21 protein-coding genes and 1 riboswitch are annotated in these 21,753 nt (G+C 38.6%); of the genes, 8 read left to right on the top strand and 13 right to left on the bottom strand.

Annotated features, from left to right (window positions below):
• Positions 1–40: 40 nt before the first annotated feature.
• From ACFQ4X_RS01345 to ACFQ4X_RS01315, 7 genes are all read right to left on the bottom strand, one after another.
• Positions 41–484 carry a helix-turn-helix transcriptional regulator gene (locus tag ACFQ4X_RS01345; RefSeq protein WP_379832775.1) on the bottom strand — a complete coding sequence of 148 codons (444 nt, stop codon included), beginning with the start codon at positions 482–484 and terminating at the stop codon, positions 41–43.
• Positions 485–557: 73 nt separating this feature from the next.
• Positions 558–806 carry a hypothetical protein gene (locus ACFQ4X_RS01340; RefSeq protein ID WP_379832774.1) on the bottom strand — a complete coding sequence of 83 codons (249 nt, stop codon included), beginning with the start codon at positions 804–806 and terminating at the stop codon, positions 558–560.
• A 54-nt stretch (positions 807–860) separates the two neighbouring features.
• Positions 861–2,705, bottom strand: a complete 1,845-nt coding sequence (locus ACFQ4X_RS01335; RefSeq protein ID WP_379832773.1) for a PAS domain S-box protein — start codon at positions 2,703–2,705, stop codon at positions 861–863.
• A gap of 289 nt (positions 2,706–2,994) precedes the next feature.
• A complete protein-coding gene (locus ACFQ4X_RS01330; RefSeq protein ID WP_066286854.1) occupies positions 2,995–3,273 on the bottom strand; it encodes an HU family DNA-binding protein in 279 nt (92 codons plus the stop codon).
• Between the two features lie 128 nt (positions 3,274–3,401).
• Positions 3,402–4,172, bottom strand: coding sequence for an SDR family NAD(P)-dependent oxidoreductase (locus tag ACFQ4X_RS01325; RefSeq protein ID WP_379832772.1), 771 nt, complete (start codon positions 4,170–4,172; stop codon positions 3,402–3,404).
• Between the two features lie 341 nt (positions 4,173–4,513).
• Positions 4,514–7,300, bottom strand: coding sequence for a DEAD/DEAH box helicase (locus ACFQ4X_RS01320; RefSeq protein ID WP_379832771.1), 2,787 nt, complete (start codon positions 7,298–7,300; stop codon positions 4,514–4,516).
• Positions 7,297–8,607 (bottom strand): hypothetical protein, encoded by a 1,311-nt coding sequence (locus ACFQ4X_RS01315; protein WP_379832770.1) that lies wholly within the window; start codon positions 8,605–8,607, stop codon positions 7,297–7,299. The genes ACFQ4X_RS01320 and ACFQ4X_RS01315 overlap by 4 nt, the downstream gene beginning before the upstream one ends.
• A 489-nt stretch (positions 8,608–9,096) precedes the next feature.
• A riboswitch (cyclic di-GMP riboswitch) is annotated at positions 9,097–9,183 on the top strand.
• Between the two features lie 41 nt (positions 9,184–9,224).
• Here ACFQ4X_RS01315 and ACFQ4X_RS01310 point away from each other — a divergent pair.
• The gene (locus ACFQ4X_RS01310; protein ID WP_083207653.1) at positions 9,225–9,392 is read left to right on the top strand and encodes an aspartyl-phosphate phosphatase Spo0E family protein; all 168 of its coding nucleotides are present in this window, start codon (positions 9,225–9,227) and stop codon (positions 9,390–9,392) included.
• A gap of 24 nt (positions 9,393–9,416) precedes the next feature.
• Here ACFQ4X_RS01310 and ACFQ4X_RS01305 read toward each other — a convergent pair whose 3' ends face one another.
• Positions 9,417–10,994 carry a cation:proton antiporter gene (locus ACFQ4X_RS01305; protein ID WP_379832769.1) on the bottom strand — a complete coding sequence of 526 codons (1,578 nt, stop codon included), beginning with the start codon at positions 10,992–10,994 and terminating at the stop codon, positions 9,417–9,419.
• Between the two features lie 212 nt (positions 10,995–11,206).
• Between ACFQ4X_RS01305 and ACFQ4X_RS01300 the strand changes: the two genes are divergently transcribed.
• From ACFQ4X_RS01300 to ACFQ4X_RS01270, 7 genes are all read left to right on the top strand, one after another.
• Positions 11,207–11,362 (top strand): aspartyl-phosphate phosphatase Spo0E family protein, encoded by a 156-nt coding sequence (locus tag ACFQ4X_RS01300; RefSeq protein WP_083207652.1) that lies wholly within the window; start codon positions 11,207–11,209, stop codon positions 11,360–11,362.
• 226 nt (positions 11,363–11,588) lie between these two features.
• Positions 11,589–12,176, top strand: a complete 588-nt coding sequence (locus ACFQ4X_RS01295; protein ID WP_379832768.1) for a 3D domain-containing protein — start codon at positions 11,589–11,591, stop codon at positions 12,174–12,176.
• Between the two features lie 136 nt (positions 12,177–12,312).
• Positions 12,313–13,113 carry an undecaprenyl-diphosphate phosphatase gene (bacA, locus tag ACFQ4X_RS01290; protein WP_379832767.1) on the top strand — a complete coding sequence of 267 codons (801 nt, stop codon included), beginning with the start codon at positions 12,313–12,315 and terminating at the stop codon, positions 13,111–13,113.
• Between the two features lie 404 nt (positions 13,114–13,517).
• Positions 13,518–14,507 carry an AAA family ATPase gene (locus ACFQ4X_RS01285; RefSeq protein ID WP_379832766.1) on the top strand — a complete coding sequence of 330 codons (990 nt, stop codon included), beginning with the start codon at positions 13,518–13,520 and terminating at the stop codon, positions 14,505–14,507.
• A gap of 2 nt (positions 14,508–14,509) precedes the next feature.
• On the top strand, positions 14,510–15,724 hold the full coding sequence (locus ACFQ4X_RS01280) for a DUF58 domain-containing protein (RefSeq protein WP_379832765.1): 1,215 nt from the start codon (positions 14,510–14,512) through the stop codon (positions 15,722–15,724).
• Complete coding sequence (locus ACFQ4X_RS01275) at positions 15,718–16,929, top strand: DUF4129 domain-containing protein (protein ID WP_379832764.1); 1,212 nt, start codon at positions 15,718–15,720, stop codon at positions 16,927–16,929. The genes ACFQ4X_RS01280 and ACFQ4X_RS01275 overlap by 7 nt, the downstream gene beginning before the upstream one ends.
• A 95-nt stretch (positions 16,930–17,024) precedes the next feature.
• A complete protein-coding gene (locus tag ACFQ4X_RS01270; protein WP_379832763.1) occupies positions 17,025–17,960 on the top strand; it encodes an ATP-grasp domain-containing protein in 936 nt (311 codons plus the stop codon).
• Between the two features lie 273 nt (positions 17,961–18,233).
• On the opposite strand, the gene ACFQ4X_RS01265 is transcribed toward ACFQ4X_RS01270, so the two are convergent.
• The 5 genes from ACFQ4X_RS01265 to ACFQ4X_RS01245 form a co-directional block, all read right to left on the bottom strand.
• On the bottom strand, positions 18,234–19,157 hold the full coding sequence (locus tag ACFQ4X_RS01265) for a DNA-3-methyladenine glycosylase family protein (RefSeq protein ID WP_379832762.1): 924 nt from the start codon (positions 19,155–19,157) through the stop codon (positions 18,234–18,236).
• A gap of 32 nt (positions 19,158–19,189) precedes the next feature.
• A complete protein-coding gene (gene ytzI, locus ACFQ4X_RS01260; RefSeq protein WP_379832761.1) occupies positions 19,190–19,384 on the bottom strand; it encodes a YtzI protein in 195 nt (64 codons plus the stop codon).
• A gap of 106 nt (positions 19,385–19,490) precedes the next feature.
• Positions 19,491–20,102 carry a nitroreductase family protein gene (locus tag ACFQ4X_RS01255; RefSeq protein ID WP_379832760.1) on the bottom strand — a complete coding sequence of 204 codons (612 nt, stop codon included), beginning with the start codon at positions 20,100–20,102 and terminating at the stop codon, positions 19,491–19,493.
• Between the two features lie 93 nt (positions 20,103–20,195).
• Positions 20,196–20,840, bottom strand: coding sequence for an FMN-dependent NADH-azoreductase (locus tag ACFQ4X_RS01250; RefSeq protein WP_379832759.1), 645 nt, complete (start codon positions 20,838–20,840; stop codon positions 20,196–20,198).
• Between the two features lie 219 nt (positions 20,841–21,059).
• Positions 21,060–21,617 carry a DJ-1/PfpI family protein gene (locus ACFQ4X_RS01245; RefSeq protein ID WP_379832758.1) on the bottom strand — a complete coding sequence of 186 codons (558 nt, stop codon included), beginning with the start codon at positions 21,615–21,617 and terminating at the stop codon, positions 21,060–21,062.
• Between the last annotated feature and the right edge of the window lie 136 nt (positions 21,618–21,753).

The following is a 21,753-nucleotide window of genomic DNA, read 5'->3' as shown; positions in this document are numbered from 1 at the left end:
TGTGACAGCAATTTAAACTTTTTATTAACGAAACATTAATTTATATTTCCTTTAAACGCTCACGAGCTTCCTTTTCATCAAAAGAACTGTAGATTCTATGGTTGTTATTATCGAGAATCCGGTAATGCTGACTGATGACATTTTGCTGCAATCTGCAGCCATTTTGAGATTGTACTTCCTTCCACCATACATGACCGCCCCAAGTCTTTTCTTTTGGCGGTGCCACATATTCATGTACAACAACTTCCATCACATCCAGCGGATCACCGCCAAGCGAGTTATACAGAATTTCAGAGTTTCGGAAAAGAGCACATAAAGCTACAATGACTGTCCAGCTAGCTTTAATTCTTTCTTTTTCAATTTGAACCAATGTTTTCTTTGAGATCCCTAATATATCCGCCATTTTATCTTGAGTGTATCCGAGTTCTGTCCGAACAAGTTTAATCTTGCCTGTTAACAGGTCGACAATTTCATCCTGTGTCATCTGAAGATCTCCTTTTATTCTTTTAGGAACATTTTACACAAAAAAACTCCTTTCAACAAAATTGGAAAGGAGTCTAACTATACGTATACGGTTCCCAATGGGCTAGATCGTAAAGCCCGGCATTAATACGGCCGCTCTCATTCTTGAGGACAGAAAGAAGTTCTTCTGGCAGCTGTTCATGATGATTATCCACGTCGATGCGGTCGTCTGGCGATGAAACGAGAACTGTAAACAATTTTTTGTTTTCCATGTTCATTCCATGAACATGAACGTAATTTAGATCTTTAATCCTGTATACAAAAAAGATACGGTATTTTCCCACAATCTCCACACTCCCTTAGTAACAGTGTGGTCGGCTTTCCTATGGAATAAACCTCTAATTTATATGAACCGGAGCTGTAGGCAACTCAATCTCAACACGAGTTCCCTGCCCTTCAACAGAAGAAAAATGAATGGCACCGCCGTGTTCGTCAATGATTTTAAAACACACCATTAAGCCTAAACCTGTTCCCTTTTCTTTTGTTGTATAAAAAGGTTCTCCTAATGTCTTTAATCTGTCTGCAGGAATACCGCAGCCTTGGTCATTCAGTTCAATAGTGACTCTCTCGTCTTTTGTACCAATCTTTATGTGAATTTCCCCATCTGAATCCATACTTTCAATTGCATTCTTCAGCAGATTTATGAACAGCTGTTTCAGCTGGTTTTCGACACCATAAACTGGAGGTATATCATCAGCTATATTCACCCAGATTTGAATATTCCTCATGATTGCCTGGGTTTCTAAAAGCCTTACGACACTAAAGATCAGATCTCTTATGTTTGTATGTTCGAAACTTACCGCCTGTGGTTTTGCAACGAGCATCAATTCTCCGACAATATCATTGATCCGGTTAAGCTCAGATTCCATAATACGTAAATACTCTAGTCGAATTACATCGTCAGCATCTGACAAAAGCTTCGTAAACCCTTTTAATGAAGTAAGCGGGTTTCGAATCTCATGTGCAACACCGGCAGCCAATTCGCCTAGTACAGATAATTTCTCTGATTTAAGCATCAGCTCTTCTGTCTGCTTAGCTTTCGTGACATCTCTCGCGAATGTAACCAGACTCTCTACATGACCTTCTTTCGTCATGACCGGAACTCCTCTTGCTTCTAAAAGAATCCAATCACCGTTTTTATGACGAAGCCTAAATTCAGTCTGAAAAGGAATTTTTTTAACGAGCGCCTTCATAAACTGGTCTGACAGCCCTTCCATATCATCAGGATGCACGAGATCAAGGATAGCTCCCTTAATTTCTCCCTCCTCATAGCCTAAGACCGTAAAGTGTGAAGGAGATACATACTGAATCAGTCCTGATGGGTCAATAACAGTGATTAAATCCGTCGAATGTTCTGCGATCAAACGATATTTCGCCTCACTTTCCCGTAGAGCCCGCTCTACTTTTTTCTGTGAAGTAATATCACGATAAACGATAACAAACCCCATTATTTTCCCTTCCATATCACAAATATTAGAAAAGGAAGCAGACACGTCAAATACTGTTCCATCTTTATGAATTCGCTGCGTTTCATGTAGAGGAACAGACTGACCCTGCTTTAATAGGTTGATAATCTCTATCGATTCATCTTGCAAATGAGCCGGTGTAATGACTGGAATAGTATCATTTTCTTCAGAAAAGTCCTCTTCTTCCCAGCCAAACATTTGTTCAAACGCATCATTTACTTTTATTACTTCTTGTCTCGTATTTAATATAAGAATCGCATCTGTAGTACCTTTAAGAACGGATTCCAAAAGGTCTAAAGCAACGCTTAGTTCTTCTTCCTTCTGTTTATGCGGAGTGATATCCCTTCCGGTAACGACCAGCATTTGCGGGTTTCCGTCTTTTGTAAAAGTCGGCTGTTTAATCAGTTCGAGCATAACCACTCGGCCGTTCTTCATTTTTATCTTTTCAGCTGTTTTAGTAGGTTTCTTCGTTTCCCAAGCTTTCTGGTCTGACAGATTGCATCTTTCAACAACTTCACTCGAGAGTCTGGTCTCCATTTCCTCCAGACTTTTTCCTTTGTAGTCATTATCGTATATTCCGTAGATATTTAACGCGAACCGGTTTGCTTCTGCCCAAGTTCCATCAGGATATTTAATACATACAAATTCAGGCAGGACATCGATCATTTCTTTAAAGGTAGCTACTGCAAGAAGATCGTCCTGGCTTGTTATATTCATTTTTTATCCACCCTTTTTACTAAAACTTCGTACTGTTTATTATTAAATAAAAGGGGCTGGTTTCCTTTAAATTTTTTGATAATTCGCACGTCAAATTATTCTGTTTTTCGTCTAAATATGACAAAGAATACTTAACAGCGACAAGTTTTTATTTAATTTCTTTGCTGAACTTGTACGATATTCTTCAACTTATTACAACGTCGCTCTTCTATATGTCGAAAAGTTTTGATAGCCTGCAATGCAAAAAGACGCTTTCAAAATTGAAAGCGTCCTTTGTATTTACTTACAATTAAACTGCTTTTACAGCTTCTTTCAGCGATTTCCCTGGCTTAAATGCAGGAACATTGCTTGCCTGGATCATGATTTCTTCACCAGTAAGCGGGTTGCGTCCTTTTCTCGCATTACGGTTGCGTGTTTCAAATGTTCCGAAACCGATTAGCTGAACGCTCTCACCATTCTTTAAAGCATCTGTAATTGCGTTTAATACTGCATCAACAGCAAGTGCTGATTCCTTTTTGTTCATACTTGTTGCATTGCGTACTGCATCTACTAAATCCATTTTTTTCATTATTGATATCTCCCTTCAAACATTAAAAATTATTGCTTGTGTAGCACCATTATTAACGGATAATGAAGTTTTCATACAGGAAGATACAAAATTCCGAAAAATATTTATATAGTTTAGTAATTCGTTGTTTAAAAACCTTGAATCGTCATCCCGCCATCAACAAACAGCGTCTGACCATTAACATAGTTAGCTGCATCACTTGCTAAGAAAACTGCCGGTCCCACAAGATCAGGCAGCTCTCCAACCCTTTTTTGAGGTGTTACAGCTAAAATATCATTCAAGTAATCTTTGTCCGCGAGAAGCTTCTCAGTCAGAGGCGTTTTGAAGTACCACGGCCCGATGCTGTTTACATTTATGCCGTACTGCCCCCACTCAAGCGCAAGGTTTTTCGTCATCTGTATGATAGCCGCTTTCGTAGATGCATAGACTACGCCTGTCCGCAGTGCCACATGACCTGCAACGGAAGAAATCGTGATGATTTTTCCTCCGCCATTTTCCTTCATTCTTTCCCCAGCTTTTTGTGAAAACCAGAAAGCTGAACGAAGATTCGTATTCATGATCGTATCCCATTCGTCATCTGAAACCTCAAGTGCCTTAGATCGAATATTCATCCCGGCATTGTTGACGAGAATGTCGACTCTTACGTTTTGGGTATCCAGCTTCTCAAAGATTGTTTCGATATGGCTTTTGTTTGTCACATCTGCTTCAAAGGTATATGCTTTTTTACCCGCTTGCTTGATGTGTTCAGCGGTTTCTTCTAGATCTGATTGCGTTCTTGATACGATCACAACGTCAGCTCCTGCTTCTGCATAACCGATTGCGATCGCTCGTCCAATTCCTCTGCCCGCCCCTGTAACGAGCGCAGTTTTTCCATTTAGCGAGAATGATGGTAGATACATGTGTGCTTCCTCCTGCTCATTTGAGAGTTCTTTTAAGATATTAATTCGCTTTTTTTTGTGTATTTGATGATAGTTTATCAAAAATGAAGATTTAAAACTTTTTATTTGTTTAAAAGAGGTTAGTTTTGAAATTTAATTCTTAATCCCAGCTAATCCCAGCGAGTTTTGTGTCCAATCTTAGTAGACAGGTAAATAATTTCACCAGAAATGAACTTAATTTGACGAAGCTGGATCATAATTTGACACATATGGTTAATAATTTGACGAAGTTGAATGATAATTTGACATACCCCAGTAGTACAACTAAAAAAAGACATGCAAGCAGCATGTCTTTATATCCATCAAGTCTCTACCCACTCTTTGCGCAGAGTAAATAAGTCTTTCAGCTCATCAGTTGATAATTCCGTAATCCAGTTTTCGCTCTGGATCACTTTCTCTGACAGCTCTTTTTTACTTTCGAGCATCATGTCGATCTTTTCTTCGAGTGTGCCAAGCGTGATCATCTTATGCACCGTAACAAACTTCTTTTGCCCGATTCGATGAGCACGGTCAGTTGCCTGGTTTTCAACTGCAGGATTCCACCATCTGTCATAGTGGATGACATGATTTGCTTCTGTCAGATTCAAACCTGTTCCGCCTGCTTTTAACGATAAGATGAATATAGCGTTATCCCCATTTTGGAAACTGTCTATCATCTCATCACGTTTTTGCTTTGATAAGCTTCCATGTAAGAACAAAACAGGTTTTCCAAACTTCTTCTCTACGTACTTCTTAATCAGCTCACCCATAAAGATAAACTGGGTAAAGATTAAGCATTTTTCATCTTTTTCTAAAATGGCTTCTAGGAGCTCAATCGTCTTAGAAAATTTAGCTGATTGATCCTCTAGCTTTGTTAATTTGTCATTCTTCGTATAAAGGGCAGGATGATCACAAATCTGTTTCAGTTTGCCTAGCATAGCGAGCAGCAAACCGCGACGCTGCATGCCCGTTACTTTTTCAAGCTGTTCGAATGTATCCTGAACAAGTCTTTCATATAAAGAAGCCTGCTCTTTTGATAGAGGACAATATTCCTTGATTTCTTGTTTTTCAGGCAGATTCAGCTGAACAGCAGGATCTGCCTTCGTACGCCGGAGTAAGAATGGCTGAACAAGTCTCTTTAATTGCTGCAGCCTCACATTATCGTTTTCTTTTTCGACCGGCAGGACAAACTTCTTCTGAAAAGAAGGCTCACTTCCTAAATAACCAGGATTAAGAAAATCAAATATCGCCCAAAGTTCAAGCAAACGATTTTCAACAGGTGTTCCCGTTAATGCAATCTTGTGTCGCCCGTTCAGCTTGCGTATACTTCTGGACTGTTTTGTGTAGCTGTTCTTGATATTTTGAGCTTCATCGAGGACGATTGTCTCCCAAAACGTTCCACCCATTTCGGTAAAATCAAGCTGACACGTTGTATATGAAGTAATGACAACGTCGTAATTCTTATACCATGCCTCGAAGTCTTCTCCCTTTTTCCGGTTAGAGCCGTAGTGCAAACCAACTGTTAAGGAAGGAGAAAAATGCTCAAGTTCTTTTTGCCAGTTCCCAATAACAGATGTAGGACACACCAATAAAAAGGTGCCTTCCAGCTCCCCTTTTTCTTTTACCTTTAAAAAATAATCGATAGTCTGGACTGTTTTACCGAGTCCCATATCATCTGCAAGGCATCCGCCAAGCCCAAACTTTCGAAGAAAATACATCCAGGAGCTTCCTGTCTTTTGATAATCTCTAAGTGTTCCTTGCAGATTTTCAGCTTTTGGCTCAACAGGTATCGTTTTGATTTCGGAAAGCTGATCCATCCATAGATTGAGCGGCTCACCCCATTCCATATCAAGCATTGGCCCTTCAAAATCAATACCATCAAGTTCATCATCAGCAGGGTTTGTTTCCATATTTAAAAGATGCTGTTCTAATACATCTTTTAACTGAATGCCAGTACGGTCCACGTTTTTGATGAGGTGCCGGACTTGTTTCATCCATTCAGGATCTACTCTGTACCATTGACCATTCCTGCGAACAAGCCTTCTGCTGCCATCGACCAGCTTGCGGAATTCCTCCTCCGATAGCTCTTCATCTCCAGTTGAAAGCCTCCAGTCAAACTGCATAATTGCATTTAACCCTAAAAAGGACGGTGCTCCGCCACCAGTTTGTGGTTTAGTCTTAATTTTTGCTTTAACTTTCGGCTGCAGTTCCTGAACCGTCTGCCACCATTCGGGAAGAATACTTGATATACCTATCTGGCGAAGCATATCACTTTTTAAAGTAAGGAAATCCCATGCTTCTTTTTCCGTAATTTCTTCTCTAATTTCTTTGCGGCTGCCAACCTTAAGCCAGGAAATAAGCTTAGAAACAAGCTCCATATCACTTTCCAGCAGAGCTTGATAAGGTTTCCATTCATCAGGCAAGAGAGTGCTTTTTCCTTTGTAAGGAACACGAATACCTTCTTCTTTTTCCTGAAGAAAGACATTCAGGTTCCATATATCTTTATCTTCCTCATCAGCAGGCTCGGATAATTCAAAAATCAGTTTAAAAGGCTTAGGATCTTCCCTCCAGCCGATTTTGATCAGCCATTCTTCTTCATCCAAGTGCCCTAAGGCAGAGATTATCTGTCTTGAATTACCTCTAACCAGTTCTTTGTTAAAAGATGACGGCATTGCTGAATAGCCAGCATCAGGCAAAGTTGAAAGAGCCTCATTTATCCAAGGAGACTCGATGCGTTTACCCTCAGCTTTCCAGGACCAATCACCTGATTTCCATGCTTCAAAGTCAGGAGACACGAGATCGGATTTCATTAATTTATCAAAATGATTTGCCTCTTTCACCACTTGCCAAGCATCTTTTTCCCACGTATTTTCAGAAAGAAAAAAATCCGGATAGCGATTGAACAGCAAAAAAGCTTCTCCCGCGTTTATATATATATTTTGATCGTCATCTATATCGAGCAGCGTCCCATAAAAAGATGGCTGATGCCACGTAAATAAAAGAGGTTTCCAATCGTTCACATGCACTCTTTTCTTATCTTTAGTGGCCCATAAAACCATATTTCCATGAAGCCATTTTGCGTGAAGTAAAAGATTGCTTGTATCGATCATGAAATAAACTTTCCTTTCCTTAACTCTTCCTGAAACGCTCTTAACCGTCCATAGATCGTTGCAATTTGTTCAATATATAGAGAAAATCGTTCTTCTTCACCAATATCAAAGTAAATTGTCCGGAGCGTTTTTAAATGCTTAATGGCCGATTGATATGATTTTCTCGTCCGTTCATTAATCAGCCTGTCAATCGTTTGATGATAGATCGGCAAAACCGTTTCCTTTTCAAAAGAAAGAACTTCTTTTAAATCCTTTCGCTGAATGAGCTCTGGTGAGTAGCCCATGATCACTTGAAGCTCCACCCATCTCTCATGTTCACCGATTACCATTAAATATTCGCCGTACTCATAGAAAGTGATCGGCAGAAACTCAATAAGCATTTCTTCATATTGTTCTTCGTCACCAGTGTGCTGGGCATACTTCCAGAAATAATTTAAGTATTCGTGGAAAAATTCACGAGCGTCTGAATGATAATAATAAGAACTGACACCATCCAGGAAATTTGGTTTCAAATAAAGAAGCCATGACAAAAGACGCTCCCATTCCTGCTTATCAACCAAAAGTTTCATCCAGACAAGGTAATGCACCATTTCCACTTTCTTATCATTCTGACCCAAACGTTCAAAAGCAAGATCATCCTGCTGGCGTGCAAAAGCAAAATGCACGAGAGCAAGCTCAAGCATTTGAGATGCTTTGCCAGATTCTTTTTCTTCCAGCAATTGTTTTTCATATTTTTCGATCCATGTTCTCTCAGAATAAAGAAGAGACCAGCTGATCTGAAAAAGATAAAATAATAAATAACCCCATTTAGGAGGGATCTCATAAAGACTTTGAAAGTTTCGGAGACTCTCTTCGATGAGTTTCTTGTTTTCATTTAGAAGTTTTTCACTATTCATTTCTTTTAATGCCACATAGATTTGATCGGATAATTTTTCAACTGTAGCATCAAAGTTCGCCTGCATATAAGTAGCTATCCCATATTGTGCTTCAAACGAAAATAAGCGGATAAGCGTTTCAATTTGTACATGATATCTATATAGCAATGCGATATCTTCATCAAAAAATTGTCCAGCATTTAAGAGTGCGGGATAATAATCGCGGTAGATATGTACAAATGTGTAGCTCGTATCTTTTCCGTCAGCAAGATCCCGAAAGGAGACGGTTTGCATTTTCCGTTTTTCGAATGTCTCGAATCGTTCTGAAAAATACTCACGCCACAACTGAACCGAATGTGTATTTTGAACTTTCTTCTCAGGGGAATCATATTGTGTACGATTTCTTTCATCGTCTTCCTCTGGTTGCTTCATTCCGTCTCCCCTCCTTCAAGTTGTTATTACCAATTATAGCAAATTAGTCGTTTGCTCATTCATTGCATATCATTTCTATTTTAAAGGAAATTCCTTAAGTTGACCAAAAAAACAACTTTGTTCCTCTTAAACTAGACTGTTTTCTTAACCTTTGTTGCTATTGGAAGTAGTTGATTTCCGCTCCAGGACGCTCGCTTTCCGCGGGGCGTGCGGTGAGCCCCTTAGGCTATCAAGCCTGCCAGGGTCTCACCTGTCCCGCTGCTCCCGCAGGAGTCTCACACCTTCCGCTCCAATCAACTAGTCGAAGAAGCATTCTCCAAAAAATCTTTTAAAGCAACAATCTTATAGAAATGAGCTTAAACTTATAAATGTCTCGTCCGATATTATTAGTAACAGGAATGTTTTTCACTTACGAAAAACTCTACTGTTGTATTATTTTGTAATTATTTGTAAAAAGTTGCTGTCGTTATGCTATACTTATAAAATCAATCGACGAAAGGGCAAACTTTTCGAAAGAGAAGGACGCAAAGCTACAGGGGCTAAGTCTTTTAAATGATATGCCAGCCAGTTGCCGAATGAACTCCTTCGTCGGTAATAATTGCAAGGGAGATATACATATGAAGGAGCATACGATTCAAGACCGAATTAGCCTATTAAGAGAAGAGCTGTATCGCACTTCACTCCAGCTGAACCATGAACTGGCACATCCAAAAATAGTTAAAGTCAGTCAGCAGCTCGATCAGCTTCTCAATCAATTCACTCTTTCAAGACAAGAAAACATATAAAAAATGGCCTATTTTGGCCATTTTTTAAATTTCTTCTTCATAATATTTATTTTTCTTCTGTTCAATATGATCAATAATCCGCTCGATTTCTTCTTCTGCAAGCTGGCTGGATATCATATCTTTTCTTAGCAATCTTTCTATTGCCTCATGTTCTGCATACAGAGCCTCAATTGAAGCAATATATTCTTGTTTCTTCCTCCACTCGGGGTGCTCCTCATACATCACATCCAGTGTTTCTTTCGCTTCCTTTTGTTTATGATCATACAATGCTTTCATTCTTTCAAAAACGATTGTGGAAATAACAGCCTCGTTCTTTAACTTATGAAGTCTTTCTATTGCGTAATCATATCTATGAACAGCGGTCATTGCCTCTTCATATTCTGTTCTTTCTTTATTAGGGCCCTTTATGTTCAGTTTGTTGATTAATGAGGAGATTGTCATCCCTTGTACTAACAAAGAAAAGAAAACGACAGAGAATGCTAAAATAATAATATTTTCCCGACCCGGAAAATCTCCTGGTAAACTTAGCGCAAGAGCGATTGATAAAGATCCTTTTAGTCCACCCCAATTAAGCACATGCTTCCATTTTGCTGGTATACCTTTTAAAGGAAGCATCGAGGTGTATACTGCCACCGTTCTTGCAGAAAGCACTAAAAGAATGCTTGCTGCAATTAATCCCCATTTATCATTGATATCGATATAGGCGATTTCCAATCCTACAAGCAGAAACACTAGTGAATTCGCAAACAGCGCCAAAACATCCCAAAAAGAATGTATGTTTATTTTAGTAGTTGGACTCATCCCTATTTTGGCACCATAATTTCCGAAGACGAGACCTGCAACTACAACAGCAATTACCCCCGATACATGTATGGACTCTGCGATTAGGAAGCTGCCATAAAATAATAGTATAGAAAACAAAATCTCCAGCGGGTAATCGTCGTACCAGCTCGTAAACTTTGAAAAAATATATCCTAATCCTCCACCTACAATAGCTCCGCCGATCGCAACTTTAAAAAGCATCAGAACAGCAGCCAGTATTCCCTCTGCACCCATTTCAATATAAGAAGGCAGGTAGATTGAGGCAATCATAAAAAACACAACTGCTAATCCATCATTAAACAAACTCTCTCCTTCAATTACAGTTGAAAGTTTTCGGTTCACTCCAAGAGTTTTAAAAATGCTTAAAACGGATACGGGATCTGTCGCACTCATTAAAGCAGCAAATACAAAAGCCGTTTGAAGACTCAAATCTAATATGTAATAAGATCCAGCACCGATAATCAAAAAGGTAAGAAAGGTTCCTCCAACTGCTAATGCACCTATAGCTTTTACATTTTCCCTCAAGTGGCTGAATGGAAGTTTCAAACTTGCTTCTCCTAGTAATGTAGGCAACAAAAGCGAAATGATAATAAATTCAAATGTGTAACCCTCTTCAACAAATTCTTTTAAAGGGTCCATAGCCGGAAGAGGTACAAGACCGATGATCGCTCCTACTACCACTAGTGCAATTGGATAAGGTTTTTTTATTTTCTTTGCCAAGGCAGTTACACCAACCGCTACAGCCAATAAAATGAACGCAATATTCAACGAGTGATGCATAATGTTCTCCTCTCAAACTATTTCTCTAGCTATATATTTCCCTCCCCCTTCAAAAAATAGTCAACAGGATACTCAGATAAATCGACATATTATCATCGATTGTTGTTGAATCTTGTAACATTATCACTTCTTTCCACGAAACCCTTTTTCTTTTCTTAAAAATAATGCATATTTATTGAGACAAAATCTTTCATGAAAGTTGTGAATAATCCATGCTGCTACAATTAATTGAAGAAAAACGCGAAGTCTTGCTTTGTCTTGGAAAAACGTATGGGCTTACAGCGAAGGAAACAGTTATATGCAGTCAAGAACTAGATCAGTTATTAAACCGTCTTGATGAATGGAATGATGAAAGGAACGATAATTAACAATCCTTGTCTATTTCCTGGGAAATTTGTCGAGAACCGCAAAAACCTCTATCATTTTTTAGCTTACTCCACCTCTCATCCGTATACTTACTAATTTACCTATTATTATATAAATATAATATTGTAATCTCTTTGTTACCTTCTCCTAATGCTTCTGTCATATTCGATTAGTATAATTGGCAACCGAGGCGTATTTAACCAATTATACATATTAGGAGGAGTTATTATGATAAAAAAATGGGTAATTACAGGAGCTATGGCATTCGGATTGCTCGTTTCTGCTCCCGTTAGCGGATTTGCAGCAATGGGTGATCACACTCTTCGACCAGGTACATGGGACAATGATGTTTATGAACTTCAAGGCAAATTAAAAGCCATGGGATATTTTGATTTTGCTGTAACAACAGGATATTATGGTCCAGTCACTAAGGATGCAGTTATTAAATACCAAAAAGCTAAAGGGTTATCAGTAGATGGTATTGCAGGGCAGCAAACTTTTAATAGTATCCAAAACAATATTCAAAGAAAAGGTATGACTGTCGCAGCAACAGCTTACACAGCAAATTGCGAAGGCTGCAGCGGAACTACTTCAAGCGGGACAAACCTTAAAGAGATTCCTTACGCAAAAGTAATAGCAGTTGATCCAGATGTAATTCCAATGGGTTCAGTTGTATATGTACCAGGCTATGGTTATGCTGTAGCAGCTGATACAGGCGGAGGCATCAACGGGAACGAAATTGATGTATATATGCAGAACTACTCAGACGCTGTCAACTGGGGCAGAAAGAACGTAAATATTACAATCATTAACTAATGAAGATGGGGTTCTCTTCCCCATCTTTTTTCATTTGTACAAAATCTTACATAATTAACTAGAAAAAGAATATGACAATACTCTTCTTCTCGACTATAATAGATTTCATGAATTTAAAATAAGTGAAGGTGAATGTATGTTTCTTTGGGTTGCAATCGTAATGGGTATTATAGAAGGTATTACAGAATTTCTTCCGGTTTCGTCAACTGGTCACTTAATTGTTGCGGGACATATGCTAGATTTTACGGGAGACAAGGCAAAGACTTTTGAAATTGTTATTCAGCTTGGTTCTATTCTGGCTGTAGTTGTTCTGTACTGGAATCGCCTTTGGAGTTTACTGGGTGTCGGCAAAATGGCTAAAAAGGAAAATAGCTTAAACCTCGGACATATTTTTATTGCAATAATGCCAGCTGTAATTATTGGACTTCTTGTTCATGATTTTATTAAGGCGCATTTGTTCTCTCCTAAAACAGTCATTGTCGGGCTCGTTATCGGCGGATTTTTAATGCTGTTTGCTGAAAAGGTACAGAATAAAAAAGGTGTAAATGCATTAGACCTTGATGACATGACATATAAACAAGCTTTGAAAATTGGATTGTTCCAATGCTTGTCTTTATGGCCAGGCTTTTCACGTTCTGGAGCAACCATTTCCGGCGGATTGATCTCAGGACTCAATCACCGTACAGCGGCAGATTTCTCTTTTATTCAAGCAGTTCCGATCATGATCGCAGCTTCCGGCCTCGACCTTTATAAAAGCCGAGACATTTTAAGTGCAGCCGATCTGCCATTCTTTTTAACTGGTTTTGTTACAGCATTTTTAGTAGCAGCCGTAGCTATTCTTTTCTTTGTAAAACTCATCGCAAAAGTGAAATTAACTCCTTTTGCGTATTATCGATTTATAATAGCTGCAATATTGGCTGTTTTCTTCTATCTTTAAAATGCAAAGCTTACCGTTTTCTTTGTGCGGTAAGCTTTTTATTTTGGCTCTTTTCTAAAAGATTGCTGCTTTTGAACATTTTCTTGAGTATGCTTCATTGACTAGTTGATTGGAGTGCAAGGTGCGTGCCTACCAGAAGCTTCTCGCTAGGCATGCGACGAGGATGCTCACATCGGTAGCATATACTTGTAGACGCAGGAGCAAGGAAACTTCCTTGAAGCGGTCAGGTGGAGACTCCTAATGGCGCAAAGCGGCAGGAGGCTCACCGCACGCCCCATGGAAAGCGAGTATCTGGAGCGGAAATCAACCACTTACAAGAGCAACAAAGCTTGTGTAAATATCCTTATTTTTCATTACAATGATTTCAAAAATATTACAATTGTTATTTTCTAAATATTGTAATAATGGTATGGTTAATTTATCTAACCATTGAGAGGAAGATAATGATGACTATATTGAACCAAGTTAACCTCGTTAAAAACGCTATCGCTGGAGTATTAACCGGAAAAGATAAGCTTGTTGAATTAACGATGATCGCTCTAGTTAATAAGGGACACCTTTTATTAGAGGATGTACCAGGAACCGGAAAAACTGTGCTTGCTAAAAGCCTTGCACGTTTAATAGACGGAGAATTCAAACGTATACAATTCACTCCTGATATCCTTCCTGCAGATATTACAGGGATTCAGTTCTTTCATCCAAAACATCAAGAATTCGAAATGCGGCCAGGCCCAGTTATGACGAACATCTTATTAGCCGATGAGATTAACCGTGCTACCCCCCGTGCTCAATCAAGTTTATTAGAAGTAATGGAAGAACGCCAAGTAACCATTGACGGAGAAACATTGAAGCTGCCTTCCCCTTTTTTAGTAATAGCAACACAAAATCCGATTGAGTCACATGGTACGTTCCCGCTGCCTGAAGCACAGCTTGATCGATTCTTTATGAAACTGCCTTCAGGTTATCCAGACTTTACTCAGGAAAAAGATATGCTTCATATGTATCGTGCTCAAAACCCACAAGAGCTGCTCGAACCTGTCTTTACTCTAGAGGACATTATAAAAATGCAAGAAGAAGTCCTACAGATTTTTGTAAGTGATGAAATTGAAAATTATTTATTATCCATCGTCCATGCTACACGCCAGCATGAGTTTATCGAAAACGGTGTTTCTCCTCGTGGAACACTTGCTTTCATGAAAGCTGCTCAAGGTGCTGCTTATGTAAATGGAAGAACTTTCGTTACACCGGATGACGTTCAACGTGTTGCTCCTTATGTTCTATCTCATCGTTTAGTTCTTTCAATGGAAGGAACAATGAGAAAAACAAAAGAACAGATACTAAAAGATATCCTTGAATCCATTGATGTCCCTGTTGAATCTGAGGCAGGAAGATAATCATGCAATGGAGTAATCAGATCTGGATCAAGCCGATCTTTAAAGCGCTTGTTTTATTTAGTCCATTAATTCTCCTAATCGGATTTTATCGAAATATATCCTTTCTTTTTGTTTTAGGTCTGGTCATTTTATTTTTGTATGGTGCTACGTTATTACAATTCAAATCAGCTGCTCAAGATTTAAAACTGGATTCAACTAAACAGATTTACCGTCTGTTTCCTGGAGATTCAGATGAATTTTATATAAAACTGCTTCATACGGGAAGATGGCCATCATTCAGAGGTGAGCTCTTTTTAACTCATCGAGATGTTATTTCTGAATCGAACATAGATGAAATTGAGAGTTCAAAAGGAAGGATTGAGCTGAAAAGGCCTTTTGCTATTTATAGAAAAACGGCGTATACACAAACAATACCTTTTACAGCAAGAAAGAGAGGTATTACAAGAATTTCTAACCTTTTACTGCAAATCCATGATCCGCTTCAGACCAGTGGTCAAGCTTTAGCACTTCAGGAACTTTTTCCTGCTGAGATTATTGTTTATCCTAGACCACTTCCTGTTCATAAGATTGAACATCTTTTCCATCAAGGAAGCGGTGAAGCAGCACGTCCATTTGCATTGTTTGAGAATGTCTCACTACCTGCTGGAAACCGTGATTATGCGTATGGTGATTCCTTTCACAAACTGCATTGGAAAGCGACTGCTAGAACAGGAACTCTTCAAACAAAGGTTTTTGAAAAAACGGTAGTCTATCATTGGACATTCGTATATACCATCTTGCCTGATCATAAAGATATGAAATCTTCTGAGCAAATGGAAAACGAAATAAGTTTTCTTGCTTATATGTGCCAATTTGCTGCCGAGAAGAACATTCCATTTGAAGTTTACATCAACTTTAAAGTACCTGGTCCATTAGGAATGTATCATGTAACAACCGGAAGCGGTCCGCAGCACTTAAGTAAGGTACTAGAAGGACTTGCTCGTATTGACCGCTCAAATGTTACTGTCAAACCGAACATTATGTGGACAAAAATGGATCGTAATTTTGCTGGATCTGTTCCTTTTATTATTCTTCTAGGGATTATTCCAAATGATACAAATACACAATTCATTACGAATAAATGGATTAAGTCCGGCGGTAAGGTCTTTTTGGTTAATCAAACCGGGACGGAAGCATACTTGATGCCTTACTCTTCTAAGGAGGTCGTTCCATGTTAAATAGCCAGAAATTGATTTTGTATGGAATGAACTTAACCTTTGATGCCATGCTTCTCTTTTTATTTTATGTTCTCCTTGTACAAGGAGCTTCATGGCTGGATCTAGCCTTTTACACAGCAGTATTGCTGCCTATTATTGCTGTAAGTGGAGCTTTATATGTTTACAAACCCAATCTATTAAAACTTACATTGGTATGTACTATTCTCATATCTACTTTGTCATTTTGGTTCATTACGTCTTCTATCCTATTTTCTGCAATACTTGCTGTAATCATTGCTTGGAGAAGTTCAGAAAATTGGCAGGACCCTTTTAAAACCGATTTGGAAATCATCTTAACAATTAGTGCGGTGTTTGCACTCGTCCTTTCTTTCTTTTTCAAAGATGGATTCACAGTCATGTATGGAGCAGTTTGGATACAATTCATGCTCATGCTTGCAATAAAAATGACTGTTCACTATTTTAAGAATTCAGATGGTGATAAAGTATGGAGAGACTTTTCTGTTCCGCTTTTCCTTGTTGCTTTGAGCGGTGTCGTTTTTGCTTTTTTAGGACCTCTTAAACAATTTATCTACTGGGTTTTAGATGGTGTTCTATTTTTGATGTATTACATTGTGGCAGTTCCTTTATGGAAATTATTTAGTTTGCTGGCTATACCAATTGCTTATTTAATGAAACTCTTTAAAAAAGATGATGACGATGGTAATTCAGAAGTGGGGATAGCCGAAGAGATTCTCGAACAACAGCCGCAAGAATTCGTAAATGATTACTCACTTCTCTGGTGGACTGCTGCTGCCTTACTTGTGCAAATAGTAGTCATTTATATCTGGAGGAAAAAATTATTATTTAATCTTAGAGCAGACGCAGCTTTAACTGGAAATGTTTCAGCATTAACCAGCTCAGATTTAAACGGAACTGCTTTTGGTAGGAGAAGATGGCTTCAGCCAAAAGACAGAACGAGAAAAAAGTTTCTGCACTTTGAAAAAACGATGGATAAACGAGGGTATGGACGTTTACCTGGAGAATCAGCTCCTTTATGGTTTGAACGCCTAAAACTTTCTGGTGATGAAGCCGAATCCGTTTTACAGGTCTATGAAAAGGTGCGTTATGGCGAGGAAGAAATAACAAATGAGGATTTCAGCCTTTACGCAAAAGCGATAAAAAAATTCGAAAAATCAGAGCATCTTCAGAAAAAGAAGTCTAAATAAGGCTTCTTTTTTGTGTACTTTCTTTTCATTCTAAACCACCTATATTAGACTAGGTATATAGAAACAGTCGGAATTAAGTTTTAAGGAGGATTACAATGGTTCCAAAAATATATGTTATCCACGAAAATAGCGAATGGACTGCACCTTTATTCCAGCGCTTTGAAGAATTAGGTCTTCCCTATGAAGACTGGCACATGTCAAAAGGATATATTGATTTAACACAAGCTCCTCCCGAAGGCGTTTTTTATAATCGGATGAGTGCTTCTTCTCATACACGGGGCCACCGTTACGCGCCAGAATATACTTCAGCTGTTTTAGCATGGCTTGAAAGCTACGGCAGAAAAGTGTTCAATAACAGCCGGGCACTTCAGCTTGAGATCAGCAAAGTAAATCAATACAGCGCATTAAAGGCGTTTGATATTCCTGTACCCCGTACTATTGCAGCTTATGGAAAAGAAGAACTTTTAAAGGCCACGGCACACTTTGATGGTCCATTCATTACAAAGCATAACAGGGCTGGTAAAGGGCTTGGGGTACAATTGTTTCAAACAAAATCCGCTCTCGAAACTTATGTGAATGGAGAAGCTTTTGATGAATCCATAGATGGGATTACTCTGCTGCAGGATTATATTGAGGCACCTGAACCTTTTATCGTACGCTGCGAATTTATAGGCGGGAAATTTCTTTATGCCGTAAAAGTAGATACTTCAGAAGGATTTGAGCTCTGTCCAGCAGATGCCTGCCAGATCGGGGATCAATTTTGTCCAATTACCGATCAGCCCGAAGAACCTGAACCAAAGTTTAAAATCCTAGACAACTTTACCGTGCCTTATCAATCAAACTTTGAGGCATTCTTAAAAGCCAACGGCATAACATTCGCCGGGATTGAAATCATTACCGATAAATCCGGAAGCGTGTATGCATATGATGTAAATACAAACACGAATTACAACCGTGAAGCGGAAGAGAAAGCTGGCATATTTGGTATGAAAGCCATCGCAGAGTTTTTAGGAAAAGAATTGAATCAATAAATACAAAACGAAGGTGAAGAACTCTTGAAAAGCTCTTCACCTTTTTTACGTAGACTGTTCTGAAAAATTGTTGCTATAGAGATGTTTTTAAGAACTTCTTCATTGATTAGTTAATTGAAGCGGAAGGACGAGACTCCAGCAGGATGAGTGGGACAGGTGAGACCATTCATTGACGCAAAGCGGCGAATGGGCTCACCGCACACCCTGCGGAAAGGGAGTCCTGAAGCGGAAATTTACCTCTTTCAAAAACAACAAAGTATGCGAAAACAGCCTTTATGTATGATCAACAACCTCTGGCGTTTGATTCAAACTTTCCCATAAATAATACGTTATATAAGTTCTCCAAGGTTTCCAATCCTCAGCTAATTGTCTCACTTCATCTTCAGAAGGCTGATTTTCAAGACTCCAGACATTACGAACAGCATTCCTTAAACCGATATCTGCAGCAGGCAAAATATCAGGGCGGCCCATCCCGAAGATCAATAGACACTCAATCGTCCACTTCCCGATCCCTCTTATTGGAAGAAGTATTTGAATAATCTCCTCATCAGACTTATTCCACAAAGCTTCTAAATCCAGTTTGCCATCAGTTATCATTCTTGCAAGGTCTATGATGTATTCTGCTTTCCGCTGACTGAACTGAAGTTCGCGTAGATTGTCATAAGTTAATTTTGCAGTACTTTCCGGCGAAGGAAAGATTTGAAAGACATTCCCTTCTACCTCTATCTCTTTCCCGGCAAGTTTGATCAGCCGATCTGTTAATGTACCCGCAAACGTTAAGTTTACCTGCTGACCGATTATGATTTTAATAATTGCTTCGAAAAGATCGGTTTCAGTTAAAAGCTTCAAACCTTTAAAACGGTTAAGCACTAAACCTAATTCTTTATGATCAGAAAAATGGTGATAAAGCGGTAATAGATCCAATTCTGTAGAGAAGAGCTGTTGAATTTTCATCTTTGCTTTTGATTCTGAAATTTTTTCGTCTAAAGGTATGACATGACACGAAAGAAGCGGTTTCTCAACAGAACCTTCTGCGTTGATTTTCACATAGCAAGATACATTTTCAATATGAACAATCTTTTCATACTGAGTAAAATCATCAGAGAGTTTTAAAACATGTGTTTTTCCGGTGACTGTTAAACGCTTCATCATTTTTTGAAAATCAAATGGCGGCTTAGGTGAAATCGTAAAATTCATACTTCGCTCCATCTCCTCTAAGACTTTCTAAACTATTTGTTTGTTTCTTCTGGTTCTTTTTGATTAGCATCATTTTTTTCATTTTTACTTTGTAAATAAGGATTGTCTTCCAATTTGTCTACAGTATGTTTGTATGAATACCCTTTTGTTATCGCAGCTGCAAAAATAATGATTACAAACACGATAATCACTAGTGTAATAAGTATTGATATCGTTAACGTGCTCATAGGTGCTCCTTTTTCAAAAAATTGACTTTCTATTTGTATAATAGCATATCTTGCAAATAAAAAAGCAGCCTAAGCCATGGTTATGACTATAGACTGCTTGTACGTTTTAAAGTTTTTCTTCGTACTTTTCATGCATGATTAAACGGTTAATATCAAAGCGTTCCGTTGGCTTTGCTGGTCCGTCTGCATAACCTAATGTAATCATCATTACAGGAATGAATCGTTCAGGAATACCAAGTGCAGGAAGAATAGCTTCGTGATCAAAGCCTGTCATCGGACATGAATCAATGCCTAATGCTTTTGCCGCCAGCATAAGCTGCATGGCACCTAGTGAAGCATTTTTAAGAGCTTCTCTTTCACCTAATGGGCGCCCTTGTGAATAGGCACTTTTGATATTCTTTAATAAAATGTTTCTTGCTTCTTCAGGTGCTTTTTCAAACACTTCTGCAGCCACTTTATCCGCTTCAGTGTCACCTAGGACTATCACAACTGCAGATGCATCAAGAACATGCTTTTGATTGTAAGCGATCGGAAGCAATTTTTCTTTTTGTTCTTGTGAAGTAACCACGATAAAGCGCCAGTGCTGAAGATTCCATGCAGATGGAGCCTTTCCTGCCATTTCTAAAATTTTATGAAGAGTCTCATTAGGGATCTCTTTATCCTTTTGATAAAGTCTTACCGATGCTCTTTCTTCCATTACTTTAAACGTTTCGTTCATTTTCTCTCCACTCCTTAAGACACTAAAAGGTGTCTAAACTTCAGACACCTTTTTTAGAATTCCTCTTAAAACGGTTCGTTATCAGTGTAAAATTTATGCGTTTCGTTTAGCAGATGCTAATTCTTTTGCCAGTTCTGATGCAGTCTCTCTTGCTGCATCCAGAATATCTTCAGCACGATCTGGAGCAGCCGCCATGCCTTCAGTGTATACATGGTGGTAATCTGTAATCCCTATAAATGCCATTACCCCTCGAAGGTAGCCATTTGTAAATTCAAAGCTTTGAGCAGGTCCTTCAGAGTATACTCCGCCTCGTGATTGAATGTGTACAGCTGTTTTTTCTCCAAGAAGTCCTTGTGGTCCGTTTTCCGTGTATTTAAAAGTCTTTCCAGCCATTACAACGTTATCGATATAAGCTTTAAGCATTGGCGGATAGCTCAAGTTCCACATAGGCGTGTTGAAAACATACATATCAGCAGAAAGGAATTGCTCTAAAACCTCACCCATTCGAGTTGTTTTCTCTACTTGTGATGGTGAAAGCTCAAGACCAGCAGCTAACTTGCCCCAAGCGTCTAAAACATCTGCATCGATTAAAGGGATATTTTCTTCATAAAGATTAACTGTTTCAATCTCAATGTTTTCATTTTGATTAGTAAGCTCATTTAAGAAATGACGCCCTAAACGAAGTCCGAATGATTGATCTAATGGCTTCGGATTTGAATTGATGTAAAGTACTTTCATGTGTAGTTCTCTCCTTTGAGTTATATGGTTATTTGTATTTTTAGTAAACTTTTAGAAATCAACTTCTCTTTAGTAAGTTAATTCTTTTTATATCTTAATAGTTTAACTTACTTTTGTCAAGCAATGAACTTTTTAATATTACCGAATAATTATTTAGTAATTATTTCCATTAAAAAACGCTCTCCAGTTTAAAACCAGAGAGCGAAAAGGGGAGCATAGTTAAAAAGAACTCGTTCCTTTAAAAAAGTTATATTCTTCGAGGCCGTCAAAGCATTGCAAACGGTCCCCTATCGTTAAGCCAAAGTCAATATAAGCATGACTTTTTGCAGTTAGTAAGTTTTTGTCTTCCACGATCTGTTTAGACACATAAGTGCCATTCAGCCAGTTTGCTGTTTTTGCAAATTCTTCTTCACGCAAAGAAACGGTATATGATTTGCCGTTAAGAATGCCAGCTCGTCCTAAAATGGCAGCTCCGTTACCAATCGCCGCTATTTTAATTCCCTCTCGATCAAATACTTGCAGAAGATGCAGAAGCCTCGGATTACCTTGAGTAAAAGCTTGTTTCCCTCCTGGGATAATAAGCATTTCATAATCCATCGGGCTTATATTTTTCATTTTGATCGTAGGCTGCATCATTAATCCGCATTCACTAGTAACTGTTCCCGGTAAAAGCGAAAAAGGGAGCACTTCATATTTCTTACCTATAATAGATAAAGTTGTCATGATCTCCACTTCTCTAAATTGCGGATATAAATAGACAAGTACTTTCTTTTTCACATCATTCACCCGTTCCTGTTACCAATTTCCCCGTCTTTCGTTTGAAAGTGGGTGTAATCCTATTTTAACAGGGAGCTGGCTAGCTTTGTATTGGGAAAATTGAAGGAGAACATGTGCTTTCTTTTTAGTATAAAAC

It is taken from the genome of Fictibacillus halophilus, from assembly GCF_042680145.1.
Classification (GTDB): Bacteria; Bacillota; Bacilli; order Bacillales; family Fictibacillaceae; genus Fictibacillus; species Fictibacillus halophilus_A.
Note: the sequence above shows the minus strand (reverse complement) of the source record. Positions and strands in the feature narration are given on the sequence as shown.